Annotated in this window: 15 protein-coding genes and 1 pseudogene; 9 read left to right on the top strand and 7 right to left on the bottom strand. The window is 44.7% G+C overall.

Translation table 11 applies throughout. The features are described 5' to 3' along the window. Positions 1-107 precede the first annotated feature (107 nt). The 6 genes and pseudogenes from rppA to QT992_RS23200 all read left to right on the top strand — a co-directional run bounded on the left by rppA (position 108) and on the right by QT992_RS23200 (position 6,362). On the top strand, positions 108-785 hold the full coding sequence (rppA, locus tag QT992_RS23225; RefSeq protein ID WP_333321776.1) for a two-component system response regulator RppA: 678 nt from the start codon (positions 108-110) through the stop codon (positions 783-785). Positions 786-803: 18 nt separating this feature from the next. Then, positions 804-2,084: a HAMP domain-containing sensor histidine kinase gene (locus tag QT992_RS23220; RefSeq protein ID WP_333342049.1), complete on the top strand. Its 1,281-nt coding sequence runs from the start codon at positions 804-806 to the stop codon at positions 2,082-2,084. A gap of 78 nt (positions 2,085-2,162) precedes the next feature. Further along, on the top strand, positions 2,163-2,717 hold the full coding sequence (locus QT992_RS23215) for a DUF3124 domain-containing protein (protein ID WP_333321772.1): 555 nt from the start codon (positions 2,163-2,165) through the stop codon (positions 2,715-2,717). A 245-nt stretch (positions 2,718-2,962) separates the two neighbouring features. Next, positions 2,963-3,232, top strand: a pseudogene (locus tag QT992_RS23210) (IS1 family transposase); the annotation flags it as partial. Positions 3,233-3,305: 73 nt separating this feature from the next. After that, positions 3,306-4,265, top strand: coding sequence for an aldo/keto reductase (locus tag QT992_RS23205; RefSeq protein ID WP_333342047.1), 960 nt, complete (start codon positions 3,306-3,308; stop codon positions 4,263-4,265). A gap of 225 nt (positions 4,266-4,490) precedes the next feature. Next, entirely contained in the window at positions 4,491-6,362 is a 1,872-nt protein-coding gene (locus QT992_RS23200) for a serine/threonine-protein kinase (protein WP_333342045.1), read from the top strand. Positions 6,363-6,493: 131 nt separating this feature from the next. Here the strand turns inward: QT992_RS23200 and QT992_RS23195 are convergent, their stop codons facing one another. Next, positions 6,494-7,135, bottom strand: coding sequence for a Uma2 family endonuclease (locus tag QT992_RS23195; RefSeq protein WP_333342043.1), 642 nt, complete (start codon positions 7,133-7,135; stop codon positions 6,494-6,496). A 54-nt stretch (positions 7,136-7,189) separates the two neighbouring features. Beyond that, positions 7,190-7,696: a hypothetical protein gene (locus tag QT992_RS23190; protein WP_333342041.1), complete on the bottom strand. Its 507-nt coding sequence runs from the start codon at positions 7,694-7,696 to the stop codon at positions 7,190-7,192. Between the two features lie 515 nt (positions 7,697-8,211). On the opposite strand from QT992_RS23190, the gene QT992_RS23185 reads away from it, so the two are divergent. From QT992_RS23185 to QT992_RS23175, 3 genes are read left to right on the top strand one after another with little or no spacing between them, the layout of a single operon-like run. After that, positions 8,212-8,670 carry a hypothetical protein gene (locus QT992_RS23185; RefSeq protein WP_333157575.1) on the top strand — a complete coding sequence of 153 codons (459 nt, stop codon included), beginning with the start codon at positions 8,212-8,214 and terminating at the stop codon, positions 8,668-8,670. 13 nt (positions 8,671-8,683) lie between these two features. After that, positions 8,684-8,869 (top strand): hypothetical protein, encoded by a 186-nt coding sequence (locus tag QT992_RS23180; RefSeq protein ID WP_333157574.1) that lies wholly within the window; start codon positions 8,684-8,686, stop codon positions 8,867-8,869. A 60-nt stretch (positions 8,870-8,929) separates the two neighbouring features. Then, complete coding sequence (locus tag QT992_RS23175; protein ID WP_333157573.1) at positions 8,930-9,373, top strand: hypothetical protein; 444 nt, start codon at positions 8,930-8,932, stop codon at positions 9,371-9,373. Between the two features lie 266 nt (positions 9,374-9,639). On the opposite strand, the gene QT992_RS23170 is transcribed toward QT992_RS23175, so the two are convergent. From QT992_RS23170 to QT992_RS23150, 5 genes are all read right to left on the bottom strand, one after another. Further along, positions 9,640-9,969, bottom strand: a complete 330-nt coding sequence (locus QT992_RS23170; protein WP_333157572.1) for an aspartyl protease family protein — start codon at positions 9,967-9,969, stop codon at positions 9,640-9,642. Positions 9,970-10,023: 54 nt separating this feature from the next. Beyond that, positions 10,024-10,242 (bottom strand): hypothetical protein, encoded by a 219-nt coding sequence (locus QT992_RS23165; protein ID WP_293354415.1) that lies wholly within the window; start codon positions 10,240-10,242, stop codon positions 10,024-10,026. A 177-nt stretch (positions 10,243-10,419) separates the two neighbouring features. After that, positions 10,420-11,355: a branched-chain amino acid ABC transporter permease gene (locus QT992_RS23160; RefSeq protein ID WP_333377811.1), complete on the bottom strand. Its 936-nt coding sequence runs from the start codon at positions 11,353-11,355 to the stop codon at positions 10,420-10,422. Positions 11,356-11,578: 223 nt separating this feature from the next. After that, positions 11,579-12,529 carry a branched-chain amino acid ABC transporter permease gene (locus QT992_RS23155; RefSeq protein ID WP_333377818.1) on the bottom strand — a complete coding sequence of 317 codons (951 nt, stop codon included), beginning with the start codon at positions 12,527-12,529 and terminating at the stop codon, positions 11,579-11,581. Positions 12,530-12,681: 152 nt separating this feature from the next. Further along, positions 12,682-13,938 carry an ABC transporter substrate-binding protein gene (locus QT992_RS23150; RefSeq protein WP_333377808.1) on the bottom strand — a complete coding sequence of 419 codons (1,257 nt, stop codon included), beginning with the start codon at positions 13,936-13,938 and terminating at the stop codon, positions 12,682-12,684. Positions 13,939-14,224: the final 286 nt, after the last annotated feature.

Raw genomic sequence — 14,224 nt, 5'->3', positions numbered from 1 at the left:
TTAGGATTGCTATATTTGCACTTTAGTGGAGTTACCGCTCTGCTGAAATCATACTCAAGGACGATGCGTCAAATGTTTCAGTTCGACAAGCCGAATTAAACAGAAATATGAGAATCTTACTTGTGGAGGACGACCCAAAGCAACTGATGCCACTTCAAACAGTGCTGTCTCAAGCAGGACATAGCGTGGATGGGGTAAAAGATGGAGAAACGGCACAGTGGCTGTTATCAGAAAAAGAATATGATTTGTTGATTTTGGACTGGATGTTGCCACATATCAGTGGGGTAAATCTCTGTCGTCAATATCGAGCAGCAGGGAAAACAGCGCCGATTTTGATGATCACGGCAAGAGATACCACGCCTGAAAAAGTGACCGGGTTAGACGCAGGTGCAGATGATTACCTGGTGAAACCGATCGATTTGGTTGAATTCATGGCACGAGTGCGGGCATTAAGACGGCGATCGCCCCTTTGGCAAGGAGATACGCTCAGCCTTGAGGATCTGCACCTCCACCTTGATACTCTTACTGTTGAGCGACAAGGTGCAACTGTTTCCCTCTCCAGTCGCGAGTTTCAGTTGTTGGAGTATTTTATGCGTCATCCCCGGCAAGTTTTGACTCGGAATCAGATTGAACAAGGCGTGTGGGAATGGGGGACTGAACCAGAGAGCAATGCGATTACGGTTCTAATTCGCAAACTCCGCCAACGCTTGCAGACTGTAGGATCGGCAGACTGGATTGAGAGCATTTACGGTATGGGTTATCGCCTCACTTGCCCTGAAAAGTAACGATCGTAAAGGCAAGCTGTGTTTAATCAAAGTCGTCGGAATCTGGCTCGTTGGTTCACCCTCTCAATGGGAAGCATTCTTGTGCTGTTTGCAGGAGTGATTTACCAGATTGAGGTAAAAGATAAACTAGAGGCGCTTGATCGACTGCTATATGACAAAACTAGAGTCATGGCTGCCAGCGTGCATTATGAAGTTCGCCAAAACCAGAACCAGGTCGATCTGAGTCATGTTTCTTTGTTAGGCAGTGGTTCTCATCCCCTTGCTGAAGATCTGATTTACGTGCGCTGGTATAACGCACAAGGGCGGCTAGTTCGTTTTTTTGGGAATTCTCCTCCCGATCGGTTAAATACGCCTTTTGGTTATCTCACAGTTCGATCGCCCGATCCACTTTTGGGAAAAGGAATCTGGCTGCGTCAGGTGACATTACCCGTTGAAGGTAGAAGTCGGGTACTCGGTTATCTTCAGGTTGCAACTCCCCTGACAGAAACTCAAAACAGGCTCACTGAGCTTCAGATTGTGCTAACTCTCGCTGTCCCGCTGACACTGGGCTTAATTGCCCTCACAGGTTGGTTTCTCAGCGGGCTGGCCATGCAACCGATTCGGCAAGCCTATCAGCAGCTTCAGCGCTTTACAGCCGATGCCTCTCACGAGTTGCGATCGCCCCTCTCTGCCATTCTCACTAATGCCCAGCTTGGGTTGCTCATCGCGGGTGATGATTCGCGTTACCATCCTCCCTTAGAAAACATTGTAGATAGCGCAAAATCAATGGGAGCGCTGGTGAATAATTTACTACTGTTGGCTCGTCATCAAGGGCGACTTGCGCCGGAATCGCTCAGGTTAATCAATCTCAACGAGTTGCTGAGCAATTTAGCAACCCAGTTTCTCGCACTTGCAGAAGCCCAAAATATCAAATTCACCTGCGAATCACCGGAACAACCGATTGAATTATTGGCCGATCCTGATTTGCTACGGCAAGTAGTCGAAAACTTGCTTTACAATGCCTGTAAATATACTCCTGTTGGCGGAACTGTAAAGATACGCTTAGTTCTTCATTCCCATTTGGCAGTCATTCAGATTATCGATACGGGAATCGGTATTCCAGAAGCGGACTTACCCTATATTTTCGATCGCTTCTATCGAGTAGACACCGATCGCTCGCAGGAGAGTGGAGGCTTTGGGCTGGGGTTGGCGATCGTCCAACAAATTGTCAAGGCACACAGCGGACAAATACAGGTGACGAGTGCAGTGGGCCAAGGCTCAACGTTCCAGGTTGAACTGCCGCTCAAACCTTATCACTAAGCTGCCTCAAACGAAAGAGAAGGTGCACTCTGCTGTTGACGTAACTGCAATGTATGTGGTGTATTTAGATAAATGCCAATGAAGCTGAAACAGGATTTCTGGGTGGGTTGGGCGATCGGGGCGATCGTCCTGATCTCTTGTGGGGACCAAACTACCTCACAAAGACAACAACCCGATATAAAACGTGAAATTTCACTGAGAGCAGTCCCGTTAGATAAAACAAAAGTTGTGATGGGACAAACCGTATATGTCCCTATTTACTCACATATTTATCACTACAATAGTAAGGATCAAGTCATGAATTTGTCAGCCACGCTCAGTATCCGCAATACGGATCTGACAAATTCGATTATTATTACTTCGGTGCGTTACTACGATAGTGAGGGGAAATTGATCAGGCAGGACATTAAGAGTCCAGTAGAACTCAAACCGCTTGCTTCCACAGAATTTTTTATTGCAGCCGATGATACAAGTGGAGGATCTGGTGCAAACTTTATTGTGGAGTGGGTTGCAGAAAAAACGGTTTATGAGCCTGTCATTGAAGCTGTCATGATTAGTACCTCTTCTTCTCAGGGCATTTCATTTATCAGTCCCGCTAAAGTTCTCAAGCAACACAAAAAAATGCAAAACTGATTTTAGAGGATTAAATTCTTGCTTTACAAGGTAGTTTGGGACTAGGGTAGAATGGATTGAGGGATTGCTAGCAAAAGGTTGTATTTTGCCAATAAAATGTCCCTAGGTCAATACGGTTCACATAAGACACTCATGGAGACAAAACCCTGTGAAAAACAGATCCGGCGTTGGCGAATCCTGCCCGAAGGGCTTATGCTTCGCCCAAAGATCTCTTCGGACAAAAAAACATTAACTTAACCGTATTACTCTATAGACAATGTGCTGTTTGTTATACTTATTTTGGGGAATATTATTCATAAGTGCTACCTTTTAAAAGACATCGATCTGTAGGTAAAAAATCGGGGAAAACCACTTATATTTAAAGACTTAATAATACTTTGCGGCAGCGAAGTTTTCGTTTGGTTCGTAAAACCTCGTCTTTCTCACAAAAACTGCAAAACTATATTAGGGCAATTTTTAACTTTGTACATCACTATAATTATTGCATAAGAAAACGATATCATTACTGTGGATGACTACCCAACTTTTTTCTGTTAAGATTAGAGAGCTTGAGGGTGAATACTAAAAATATAAATGAGGACTTAGGGTATGCAAAAGCGACAATTGGGAACATCACAAATTCAGATTACCCCGATAATTATGGGGACTTGGCAAGCTGGGAAGCGGATGTGGGTGGGAATTGAGGATGCTGAAACTGTCAAAGCAATGCGCGCGGCTTTTGAGGCAGGTATTACCACCTTTGATACGGCTGAGGTTTACGGAGAAGGGCATTCGGAACAAATTATCGGTCAAGCACTTTCAGATGTGCGATCGCAAGTAGTTTATGCTAGCAAAGTTTTCGCCAACCACCTGAAACCTGATTTGTTAATCGAAGCCTGCGATCGATCGCTAAAAAACCTCAACACCGATTATATCGACCTTTACCAAATCCACTGGCCCGCTGGCAGTTGGAATTCCGAGTTAGTGCCAATTGCAGAAACAATGGACGCCCTGAACAAGTTAAAAGAACAGGGAAAAATTCGGGCGATCGGCGTTTCCAACTTCTCCCGCGCCCAAATAGAAGAAGCCGCCCAATACGGACGCATCGACAGCTTGCAACCGCCATATTCTCTGTTTTGGCGCTGGGTAGAAAAAGATGCGATGTCCTATTGTGTGGACAATCATATCTCCATCCTTGCCTATTCATCTCTAGCTCAAGGAATATTGACAGGTAAATTCGGGCCAGAACACAAGTTTGAAGAAGGCGACCACCGCGCCAAAAATAAGCTGTTCATCAAAGAAAATTACGACCGAGTGCAAACAGCATTAAATCAACTCAGGCCAATTGCCGATCGCCACCAGATAAGCTTGGGCAACTTAGCTTTAGCTTGGTTGATTTCCCAGCCACAAACAAATGCAATTGTCGGCGCGCGCGACGGGGAACAAGCAGCCGAAAATGCTAAAGCTGCTGAGGTAAAACTGAGTGAAGAGGAATTAAAAGAAATTGACGCGATCGGGCGAACAGTCACCGATCATTTAGACGATAATCCGGTAATGTGGAACTTCTAAAACAGAACTGACGCAAGTGGCATATATAGTAAGGTATCCCGGAACTCACGCCCCGATCACCATTCTCGCTTAACGGGCTAGAAGCCCGTTCCACAAAGAGTGAATTTCTTGTGGAATGGGCTTCTAGCCCGTTCTTAAAAAGCTAATGAGGTATAATATCTACTGCGCTGTGGAAATATTCAAAAAGTTAAAATCAAAAATCAAAAATCCGCAATCTAAAATCGAATGAGTTACTGCCTAAACCCCAACTGTTCCAAGCCACAAAACCCTCCCGCAGCCAAAATTTGCCGAAATTGCCGTTCAAAACTGATGCTGCGCGATCGCTACCGGGCTATAAAGGCGATCGGACAAGGCGGTTTTGGTAGAACATTCCTCGCCGTTGACGAAGACAAACCCTCAAAACCTCGCTGCGTCATCAAACAATTTTTACCCGCAGAAACCCAACTAATCCCATCAGCAAGCAATCGCAACAGCAAAAAAGCAGCCGAACTTTTTGAACACGAAGCAATGCGATTAGACGAATTGGGCAAACACCCCCAAATTCCCGAACTATTAGCCTACTCCATCCAAGACAGCAGACAATATGTAGTCCAAGAATTTATCGACGGGCAAAATTTAGCACAAATTGTAGAAACAGAAGGTAGATTTACCGAAAATCAAATTCAAGACTTACTCAATAGCTTATTACCCGTCCTTCACTTCATCCATTCCCACAACGTTATTCACCGAGACATCAAACCCGGAAACATCATCCGCCGCGCCGACAAACAATTAGTTTTAGTAGACTTTGGCGCTGCCAAAATTGCCACAGGTACAGCCTTACTCAAAACAGGAACCAGCATCGGCAGCCCCGAATACATCGCCCCCGAACAAGCTAGAGGCAAAGCATTTTTTACCAGCGATTTGTACAGTTTAGGCGTAACTTGTTTGTATTTGCTAACTCAAGTTTCCCCATTTGACCTGTTCGATCCGGGTGAAGATTCCTGGATATGGCGGCAGTATTTGGCTAACAACCCCGTGAGTGAACAACTAGGGAAAATTTTAGACAAAATGATTGCCAATGCTACCAACCGCCGCTATCAAACGGCTGTTGAAGTATTAAAAGAAATTAATCCCCAAGTTGCGATCGATCTACCAATTCCCCAAACACTTACCAAGCCAGTCAAACCCGCCCCAACACCCACCCCGTCCCAACAGCAAACTTATAACTGGCAATGTATTCACACTCTAACAGGTCACAAAAACTTAATTTACTCTGTGGCTTTCAGCCCCAACGGAGAAGTTGTAGCCAGCGGCAGCGATGACAAAACAATCAAGCTATGGCGTGTTGAAGACGGGCAAGAAATTGTCACCCTCACAGGACACGCTAACTCAGTTTATACAGTAGCTTTCAGCCCAGACGGAAAGATGCTAGCCAGCAGCAGCCAGGACAAAACAGTAAAACTTTGGCGGATGAAAGATGGACAAGAAATGCGTACTCTGATCGGTCACAGTAACTCAGTTTACGGCGCAGCTTTCAGTCCCGATGGAACTCTGATTGCTAGCAGCAGTTGGGACAAAACAATCAAGATTTGGCGCGTCAAAGACGGGCAAGAAATTCGCACCCTTGCGGGTCACACCAACTTAGTTTATTTTGTTGCTTTTAGCCCTGATGGCGAAACTATTGCTAGTTGCAGTTGGGACAGAACAATCAAGATTTGGCGCGTCACAGATGGGAAGCTAATTCGCACACTTACAGGTCATACAGACTCCGTTCGCTGCATAGCTTTCAGTCCCAATGGAGAGTTTTTGGCTAGCGGTAGCCATGACAATACTATTAAAATTTGGTGGGTCAAAGATTGGCAAGAAGTTTTAACTATCACAGGACATTCTTGGTATGTTGATTCTATTGCTTTTAGTCCTGATGGCGGGATTCTGGCTAGCAGCAGCAATCAAACTATTAAAATTTGGCGAGTGAAAGACGGTCAAGAAATTTGTAATATTGCGGGTCACAATAACTCGGTCTATTCTGTTAATTTTAGCCCGGAAGGAGAGTTTATGGCTAGCGGCAGTAGTGACAAAACTATTAAGATTTGGCAGAATACCATGTTTGTTTAATTGCCCACAATCAAAATTGTTTGTAGTCGGTGGGCGGGGGCAGGTTTATGATGTTTGTGGGTTTTAGGCGATTATTGTTGGTGAACCTGCCCCTACAGGGATTATGGTCAATTCACCGAACACGATATGATTCAACCGTTTTCCCTTTCAATTTTTTGCCGCAACTCCCGAATGACTGTACTTGTAGGGCGCTCGCGCGACATTTGCCAGCATTCCTCGACAATTTCTGATACATTAAAATTGGGAAAATAACGGCTAACTGAACTTTCGACATATCGATCGTTTTGCAAGTCGTAAATTCTGAGCTTATTTTTCTTAAACAGCCACACTTCCGGCACTTTATAAGGCAAGTAATCATCTAAATCGGTGTAGCTAGTTACGTCTACTTCGATTACTAGATCGGGCGGCGGTTCAACACCCCAAGCAATCCGATCTTTACCAAGAATTGCCGCGCAATTATCGATATAAAAACAATAATCTGGTTCAATCCCTCTTACCTCCGGCAAATCCATCGTAATTGGCGTAAACGCTTCATAATCTCGCCCCAAGTAATCTAGGAAAACCATTGCCACCATTGCAATAATATGAGATTGTTTGCCGTGTACTGGTAAAGGGGACATTAACAAAATCTCTCCGGGTCGATATTTGATGCGTGGAATCTGACGATCGCCCAATTGTGCTACAAGTGCTTGGTAATCCTGCCAGTTTCCGGGAAATTTTATAAGTGTTCCTGGGGGCAAATGAATTTTTTCTGGCGTGACAACTGCAAACATAAAACTTATACCTCCTGACTGAGGATGTGTGTTTTAAACAACTAAAAGCTATTATCACTCTATCTGCTTCACCACCTCCAATGTCAGCCCTAGCACCCCTGCAATTTCCTCATCCTTCAATCCCAACTGTCGTAATTTACCAATCATTTCAATTTTAACTTGATTCGTGCCATCTTGGTAGTCGGGAGTCGGAGGCTGACTTTTATCTGGGGTAGGAGTGGATAGTTCTGAGCAAGCATTGATATAGTTAATTGTATTGCTATTACCAAAATTAGTAGTGCGATCGCCAAAATTTATATTCAGATTTAATTGCCGTTCTAGAACAGATTCCAGATTACCTTTATCAACTGCTTCACCGAAAACATCAGATAACATTTGCAAAAGCTCGTAACCTACATCCTTAGCATGACCCGCAGTACAACCGTAACTATCTGCAATATCAGAATACTTTTTTCGATTCAGTATTCCCTCGATAATTCCGCGCTGCAAGTCATTGAGATGTTTGCCTGTCTTCGCGCTGAGCACTTTATCTACAAATTGCAAGATATGGGCAGTGTCCATCAGTAGGGGGTCGGAGAACTATAGTTAGTATAGCCGACTTTATCCGCCTTTATCCGTCTTTTTCCGCCTTGCATAGCGATTTTAGAAAGACCCGTCTTTTTCCGTCTTTTTTCGCTTTGCAGTTTTGTGCGATCGGTCTATGATGTGGAAAAGGATAAAAAGCAGCTTCGTTAGAAGAAGGGAGTGTACATCTAATCCCACTCTCCAATAGCGACCGATGGGGCTTTACTAAGTTGCGAGTTGCGATCGCACTTCTAAATTATCTTATAGGTTTTGGGCGCTCGCCTGTATTGCGAACAGAATTTCATCTACCAGTTTTCAGGCTTCTAATGTTTATCGATCGGTCAGATAGGCAGGTTTTTCCGATATTATCCCATCTTTCCGACATTTGAGCAAATTTTTCTGGAAAGTTCAGACTCAATCCGACTGCCAGGGCGTTCGGGTGTAGTTTTTGATTGGGAACGTAGTGTTTGACACTTAGATTGTTAAATATGAATCCGTAAAAGGAGATAAGTATGAAAAAATTGATTGTGGGCATGATTTCTGGAGTTGGAATTTTTGCTTCTACAATACCAGGGGTAGCTCAGAATCCACCACCTCCAAACATCCCATCTGGTATCTATGCGAGTCAAGGTCACAACTATTACTGGAATAACACCGAGAAAGCTTCGTGTCACATTGTCGGTCCTGCCCAGTTGAGGCTATTCGTTAATAGAGGTGTGCCGAGTCGAGGAAATGCACCTTTTACCCCCTATAATTTTCAAGGTGGTTGTCTATGGCCTCAAGGGCTTTATGTGCCACCAAACAACCAAGGCAAAGTGATGTACATCAACTCCCGTAAAGAGATTTGCCACGTAGGACCGTCATTGTTCGGATTGTTACGCAAGCAATTTGGAACGCCGCAGGAAGGTTCTTCTCTAGAAGTTATCTCTCAAGGTTTGACAAATATTGGTACTTGCCCAAATCCTGGATAAAATCTTGGGTCTTATGGCCTCTATCGCCTTACAAAGAGGGCCGGTAATTCCCACCTTATTTGTCAGGCAATTGCGCTGTACTTTTTTGTGCGATCGCCCTGTCGATGAAAAGTGTAGAATTGTAGATGCGATCGACCCTTGTCTTTTTTCACTGACAGGGCGATCGGGCTTGGGTTTTGATAGGAAAGAAGTTCAATAATCCTTCCTTAAGAAGGAGGTACTATGAACCGACAGTTAACTGAAATTGGAGAACTAACGGATGAAACTAACTCTAAAATTGATTTTGATATCCGCTGCTGTGCTGGTTACTAATTTTAATATGCACGAAGCAAAAGCGCAAGCAGTTAAGTGCTTTGATGTAAGTTCGAGGACAGGTTGGCAATACTTTGACCTTGGGGGTCCATATACTCGTATAGCCAGTGTTGGTGGAGGTTGGTCTGTAGATGCGAGAAGCTATGCTCGTGTTGGTCCTCAAGGTCACAATGAACCTGGGCTAGAGCCATATAACCAATATAAATACGATCAAGGATATCCTTTTGGTGCATTATTTGTAGATATTCCCACAGATGGTATTGGATATGTATGGGTGCGGGGGGCTCAACAACTACCTAAACCAATCACTCGGACTGCTATACGAATTAACGATGCTGACAATGCACTAGGAGACAATTCAGGTGTTCTCAGAGTTTGTTTTAGTCGATAAGGGAGTAGGGATACGATCGCCCCGGCTCTCCTGGCTATCCGGTGATTGATATAGCTTATGTGTCTCAGGGCAAGGATTTCAGCCATTTCGTCACCAAAATTTTGTACTTTTTAATACACTTTTTACCACAAATCCAAGAGAGCCATCCCCCCTTACTTTTTTTATTGATAAGCGATCTTACTCTTTGTGCGGATGCGATCGCTCTTGACTTTTTTTATCGATCGGCAATCGCCCCTCTCTTTTTTACCGATCGACATCGACGCTGATTAGAAGCGGATAATCTCGATCGTGCATCGCGATCTCTGAAAACAAACATCAAATTCTCGAAAGAAGTTCGTTTGCCCAAGAATTAAGGGTACCTGAGAGGATTGTGCCCAGGCAAATGCTAGACGAACTGGTTCCAGATTCCCAATTTGAACGTGCACAAATACACCCCGCGCCTCAACCCTTGCAAGATTTCCAGCCAATGGCAAGCGGATAGTTTGTTCCTCCCAAATTGAACCCAATTGCAGCCCTATGTCATAAGGTAATAGGTTGAGCGCAGACCCAGTATCTAGCAGTGCATTCGCGGAGACAGAAAAGCCTGCATGACTCACAGTGATGGAATCGTGGGTAATGCTTCATCGTCAGAAAAGGGAAACTCGATCGTACTAGGCATGAGTAGATGCCTCTCGGTCATCCCGGATCATCTGCATCAGAATGTTTGCAGCTTCCGTTGCGTCGTAGGGCGACCAAACCGGATACTCGGATGCAGAAAAGATAACTTGTAGTTCAGCCTTTGGGATTTGCACAGCTAGGAGTTTGAAGAGTGATAATTTGTCTGGCTGGCTCAGACTGTTCACCAAAGGAATTAACTCAGCGAGAGACATAGTTTAAACTCCCAGACATACGAGGATACATTTATCATAAGCGATATGTGAGACACTGTTTTATAGATAGGCGATCGATCAAAAGTGTGGATGCGATCGCCCCTTACTTTTTTTATGGATAGGCGATCGATAAGGAGTGGGGATGCGATCGCACTTTTCTTTACCAAAAATCTCATTTTAAACAGAAGTACGATCGCCCTTCCTCCACCTCTTCAACAACTCCGGCGTCACCAAACCTTGCGGAAAAAATATCGTCCCCAAAACAATCAGCACCCCAAAAATAATTAACCGCCCATCCCGCAGAAATTGTGCCAACCAAATCGGCAATCCCTGAATAGTCGCCATCCCCCTCAAAACCTCCGGCAAAGCAGTAAACACCATCCCACCCAAAACTGCTCCGAGAAACGTTCTGCTACCACCAATCAACACAGAAGTCAAGTAAATAATACTAGCATCAAAAGTCCCTTGACGCGCGTTCCAAGTATTCAGGAAATGAGCACTAACTGCACCCACAACACCAGCTAAAATAGCACCTAACGTGAAAGCCAAAACCTTATAAAAAGTTGGGTTAATGCCGATCGCATCAGCCGCCAACTCATCAGCGCGGATCGCCGCAAAAGCCCGCCCCACCCGAATCCGTTCCAGCCGATAGACAATCGCCATACTGACCAACAGTAAAGGTAGTACAATCCACAAATACTCGATCGGCGTCCCAAACGGTTGCGGAATCCCAAAAATGCCCACAGCCCCGCCAGTGATGTCCAGATTCAGCGATAAAACCCGCAAAATTTCCACAAAAGCAATAGTTGCGATCGCCAAATAAATCCCACTCAACCGCAGCGCCGGAATTCCCACCAAAATCCCCAGCAACCCCGAAACAACCCCTGCAATTATCATCTCCACCAACAGCAATGGTAGAGGAAACAAACCCCCTGTCGTCTTAAACACCGTCGTAGACAAAATCGCCGCAATATACCCACCCAACGCATAAAAACCAGGGCTAGCGAGAGACAACTGACCAGTCATTAGAGGCAAATATAGCGACATTCCCAACATTGCACCCAGCAACATCGAGACAATCAGAAAGCCATAAGTAGTAAAAAATGTAGCCATGATTTTATTTTAAATAATAAACATACTTAAATACCAACTTCATCTCAAATCCAGTCCCATCATAATCATTCATTTCTCTCTTCTCTTTCTCTGCGTTCTCTGCGTCCTCTGCGGTTAAATCATTCCGATATAATTAGTTTCTTTAGGGGGCAATCCCCCGTGGCCGTTGGTGCGTGCGAAGAGTCGAACCATCGCCCCAATTTTAATCACCTAATTATCTATTTTACACCTTTTGAATTAAACGCCGTCCAAACAAACCCTGCGGCCTAACCAATAGCATAATAAACAATATCGCAAAAGCCACAGCATCCTTATAAGCCGAAAAATCTCCCGGCACAAAAGCCTCCACCAAACCAATTATAAAACCTCCCAAAACTGCCCCAGGAATACTCCCCAACCCACCCAGCACAATCACCGCCAAACCCTTCAAACCAAAAGCAATACCAAAATACGGCCCAGCAATACTCACACTCGAACCCACCAAACTTCCCGCCAAACCAGCCAGAAAACTGCTCACAAAAAACGTCAAAACAATGTATCTATCAGTATCAATCCCCAATAGACTAGAAGTAGTAGCATCTTCAGCCACAGCCTGCATTGCTTTGCCAAACTTAGTAAAATTTATTAAGTAAGTTAAGACAGCCACAATCGCAACTGATACCGCAAAAATTACTATTTGAACAGTCCGAATCGGAATTGGTTTATCCGCAGTCCCAAAGTTAATGGCAGCGGGCAAATAGCCGTAAGTGTTAGCGGGAAAAGTGTAAATTTCCGCACCGACTAGATATTGGATAAGATTGGCGATCGCAACTGCCACACCCAAACTAGAAACCACCGTCAGCAGAGGATCAGAGAGTCGGCGGCGCAAAGGTAAAAAAGCTACTCTTTCAACAATTACTCCCACCAAACCAGCCATGACACTTCCCAAAATTAACGCCACAGCAAAAGGCAACTGCACGGGAATTCGAGCATTAGCCCACAACCCATTAAAACCGAAAGTACCTCCCATCAGCGCATAAGTGAAATAAGCACCCAAAGTAAATACTGCACCGTGAGCAAAATTAATAATTCCGAGAATAGAAAACACCAGCGTGTATCCCAAGGCAAAAATAGCATACACGCTGCCGATCGACAAACCATTCAAAAATTGTTGCAAAAACAGAGTTAAGTCCATCACCAGTTAAGAATTTGGCATCACAACGAAGTCATTCACAAACAAACAGCATACAATTTTTTACTCTTCCTTCAACATCTACCTTCAACATCAGAAAGAACGAGTGGTAATTAATCCGTGTATCCGTGTCAAAATCCGTGTCGTGCCTTCCCTCATTTCAAAAATTCAAACTTACCATTATTTCCATCAGCATCCATTTTTATCTGTGCCACATAAAACTCTTTCTGGTTAATCTCACCTTCAGGCGTAAAAGAAATTTCCCCCAAAGGCGTATCGTACTTGCCCACCAGCAACTGCTGATTCAAATTTGTCCGCAACTCGGCCAACGGCTTTTCGCTAACCTTAGACTTAGCATTCATTGCCTTTAATGACTCAACAAAAACTTGTACGCCCGTAAAAGCCTGAGCGCTAAACTGAGGCGGTTCTTTCTTGAATTGAGCGCGATAAGCCTCGCGAAAAGCCTTATTAACTTCATTTTCGTATTCCGGGCTGTAGGCTTGGGCAATCAAAACCCCATCACAAAGAGCCTTGCAAACAGGAAATACATTAGAAGTATTCAGACCGTTGCCCCCAATGATAACGCCTTTGTAACCCAACTCCCGTAATTGCTTAATTAAATTGCCTCCATCGGCGGCCAACCCAGAAATAATGATTAAATCCGGCTTGACATTTATCCCATTAGTGGCTTGAGATTGGAAATCTGTATCAGTAGTCAAGAATTTTTGGACTGTTGCCAATTCCAGTCCCATATCTTTAACCGTTGTCTGAAAAGTTTCAGTCTCAGATTTGCTAAAAGCATCATTCTGAGCAAAAAACACTGCTACTTTCTTAATATTGGGATTTTGCTTGAGGGCCGCTTTAACTGCATTAGGTGCTACCACGGCCACAGGCGCTGAGACTCGGGCCACATAATCGCCAATCTGGGGAATGCCTTTAGCGGTGTTGGAGGGGCCGAGTACGGGAACTTTTGCTCGATCGGCGATCGGATCGGCACTAAAAGCCTGCTGGGAGAGAGTTGGGCCCACAATACCTACCACCTTATCCTGATTGATCAGAGTATTGAAGGCATTGATCGCCCCTTGTTCATCTCCACCGGTATCTTGGAACACCAGTCTAATCGGCGTCCCATCCACACCGCCCTTATCGTTGAAATACTTCTCAGCAATTTTCGCGCCAGCCACCTGTTCCTGACCGAGCAAAGCCACATTGCTAGTTTGCGCCACCCCAACCCCAACGGGAATAGCGGTAGAGTTCCCCGCAGCAGAACCCTGTGGCGAAGTTGCCGGAGATGGCGAAGTACCTGGAGATACTGTAGTCGATGTCTGGGGAGTGTTCGTCTGAGTGCAAGCGATCAGCAGTGAAGCGCAGGTAATGAATAAGGCACTAGGGCGAGCGGCAGGTTTTTTCATAAGCGGGCGATCGAACACATATATATAGACCATCTCTATATAGAACATCTATATGTGCAAATATTCTACCGATTCGCGGGAGAGACCCGGACCCAAAAACCTATTTCCGGGGCAAAAAGACCCCATAGCCATCAAGAGGAGTCAGCCAGCGGAGGTCGGAGAGCAACGTAAGAGCCGAAACCCTTGGTGTGTATAGCTTTCAAAAAAAGTCAAAAATATTTTCACAAAACGCTTGACAACTCTGGGGAGAGTTGATACATTAATAAAGCGCCAGAAGGGAAGCGGT

Source organism: Microcoleus sp. T3_D1 (assembly GCF_036700405.1).
Classification (GTDB): Bacteria; Cyanobacteriota; Cyanobacteriia; order Cyanobacteriales; family Microcoleaceae; genus Microcoleus.
This window is presented reverse-complemented; position numbering and strand designations above follow the sequence as displayed.

Bases quoted from the DNA above. Each gene is read 5' to 3' on its own strand.
- QT992_RS23185 (WP_333157575.1), top strand. From the start codon at position 8,212: ATGAAAAAATTGATTGTGGGCATGATTTCTGGAGTTGGAATTTTTGCT.
- QT992_RS23180 (WP_333157574.1), top strand. From the start codon at position 8,684: ATGGCCTCTATCGCCTTACAAAGAGGGCCGGTAATTCCCACCTTATTT.
- QT992_RS23165 (WP_293354415.1), bottom strand. From the start codon at position 10,242: ATGTCTCTCGCTGAGTTAATTCCTTTGGTGAACAGTCTGAGCCAGCCA.
- QT992_RS23200 (WP_333342045.1), top strand. From the start codon at position 4,491: ATGAGTTACTGCCTAAACCCCAACTGTTCCAAGCCACAAAACCCTCCC.
- QT992_RS23160 (WP_333377811.1), bottom strand. From the start codon at position 11,355: ATGGCTACATTTTTTACTACTTATGGCTTTCTGATTGTCTCGATGTTG.
- QT992_RS23190 (WP_333342041.1), bottom strand. From the start codon at position 7,696: ATGGACACTGCCCATATCTTGCAATTTGTAGATAAAGTGCTCAGCGCG.
- QT992_RS23205 (WP_333342047.1), top strand. From the start codon at position 3,306: ATGCAAAAGCGACAATTGGGAACATCACAAATTCAGATTACCCCGATA.
- QT992_RS23175 (WP_333157573.1), top strand. From the start codon at position 8,930: ATGAAACTAACTCTAAAATTGATTTTGATATCCGCTGCTGTGCTGGTT.
- QT992_RS23215 (WP_333321772.1), top strand. From the start codon at position 2,163: ATGAAGCTGAAACAGGATTTCTGGGTGGGTTGGGCGATCGGGGCGATC.
- rppA (WP_333321776.1), top strand. From the start codon at position 108: ATGAGAATCTTACTTGTGGAGGACGACCCAAAGCAACTGATGCCACTT.
- QT992_RS23155 (WP_333377818.1), bottom strand. From the start codon at position 12,529: ATGGACTTAACTCTGTTTTTGCAACAATTTTTGAATGGTTTGTCGATC.
- QT992_RS23195 (WP_333342043.1), bottom strand. From the start codon at position 7,135: ATGTTTGCAGTTGTCACGCCAGAAAAAATTCATTTGCCCCCAGGAACA.
- QT992_RS23150 (WP_333377808.1), bottom strand. From the start codon at position 13,938: ATGAAAAAACCTGCCGCTCGCCCTAGTGCCTTATTCATTACCTGCGCT.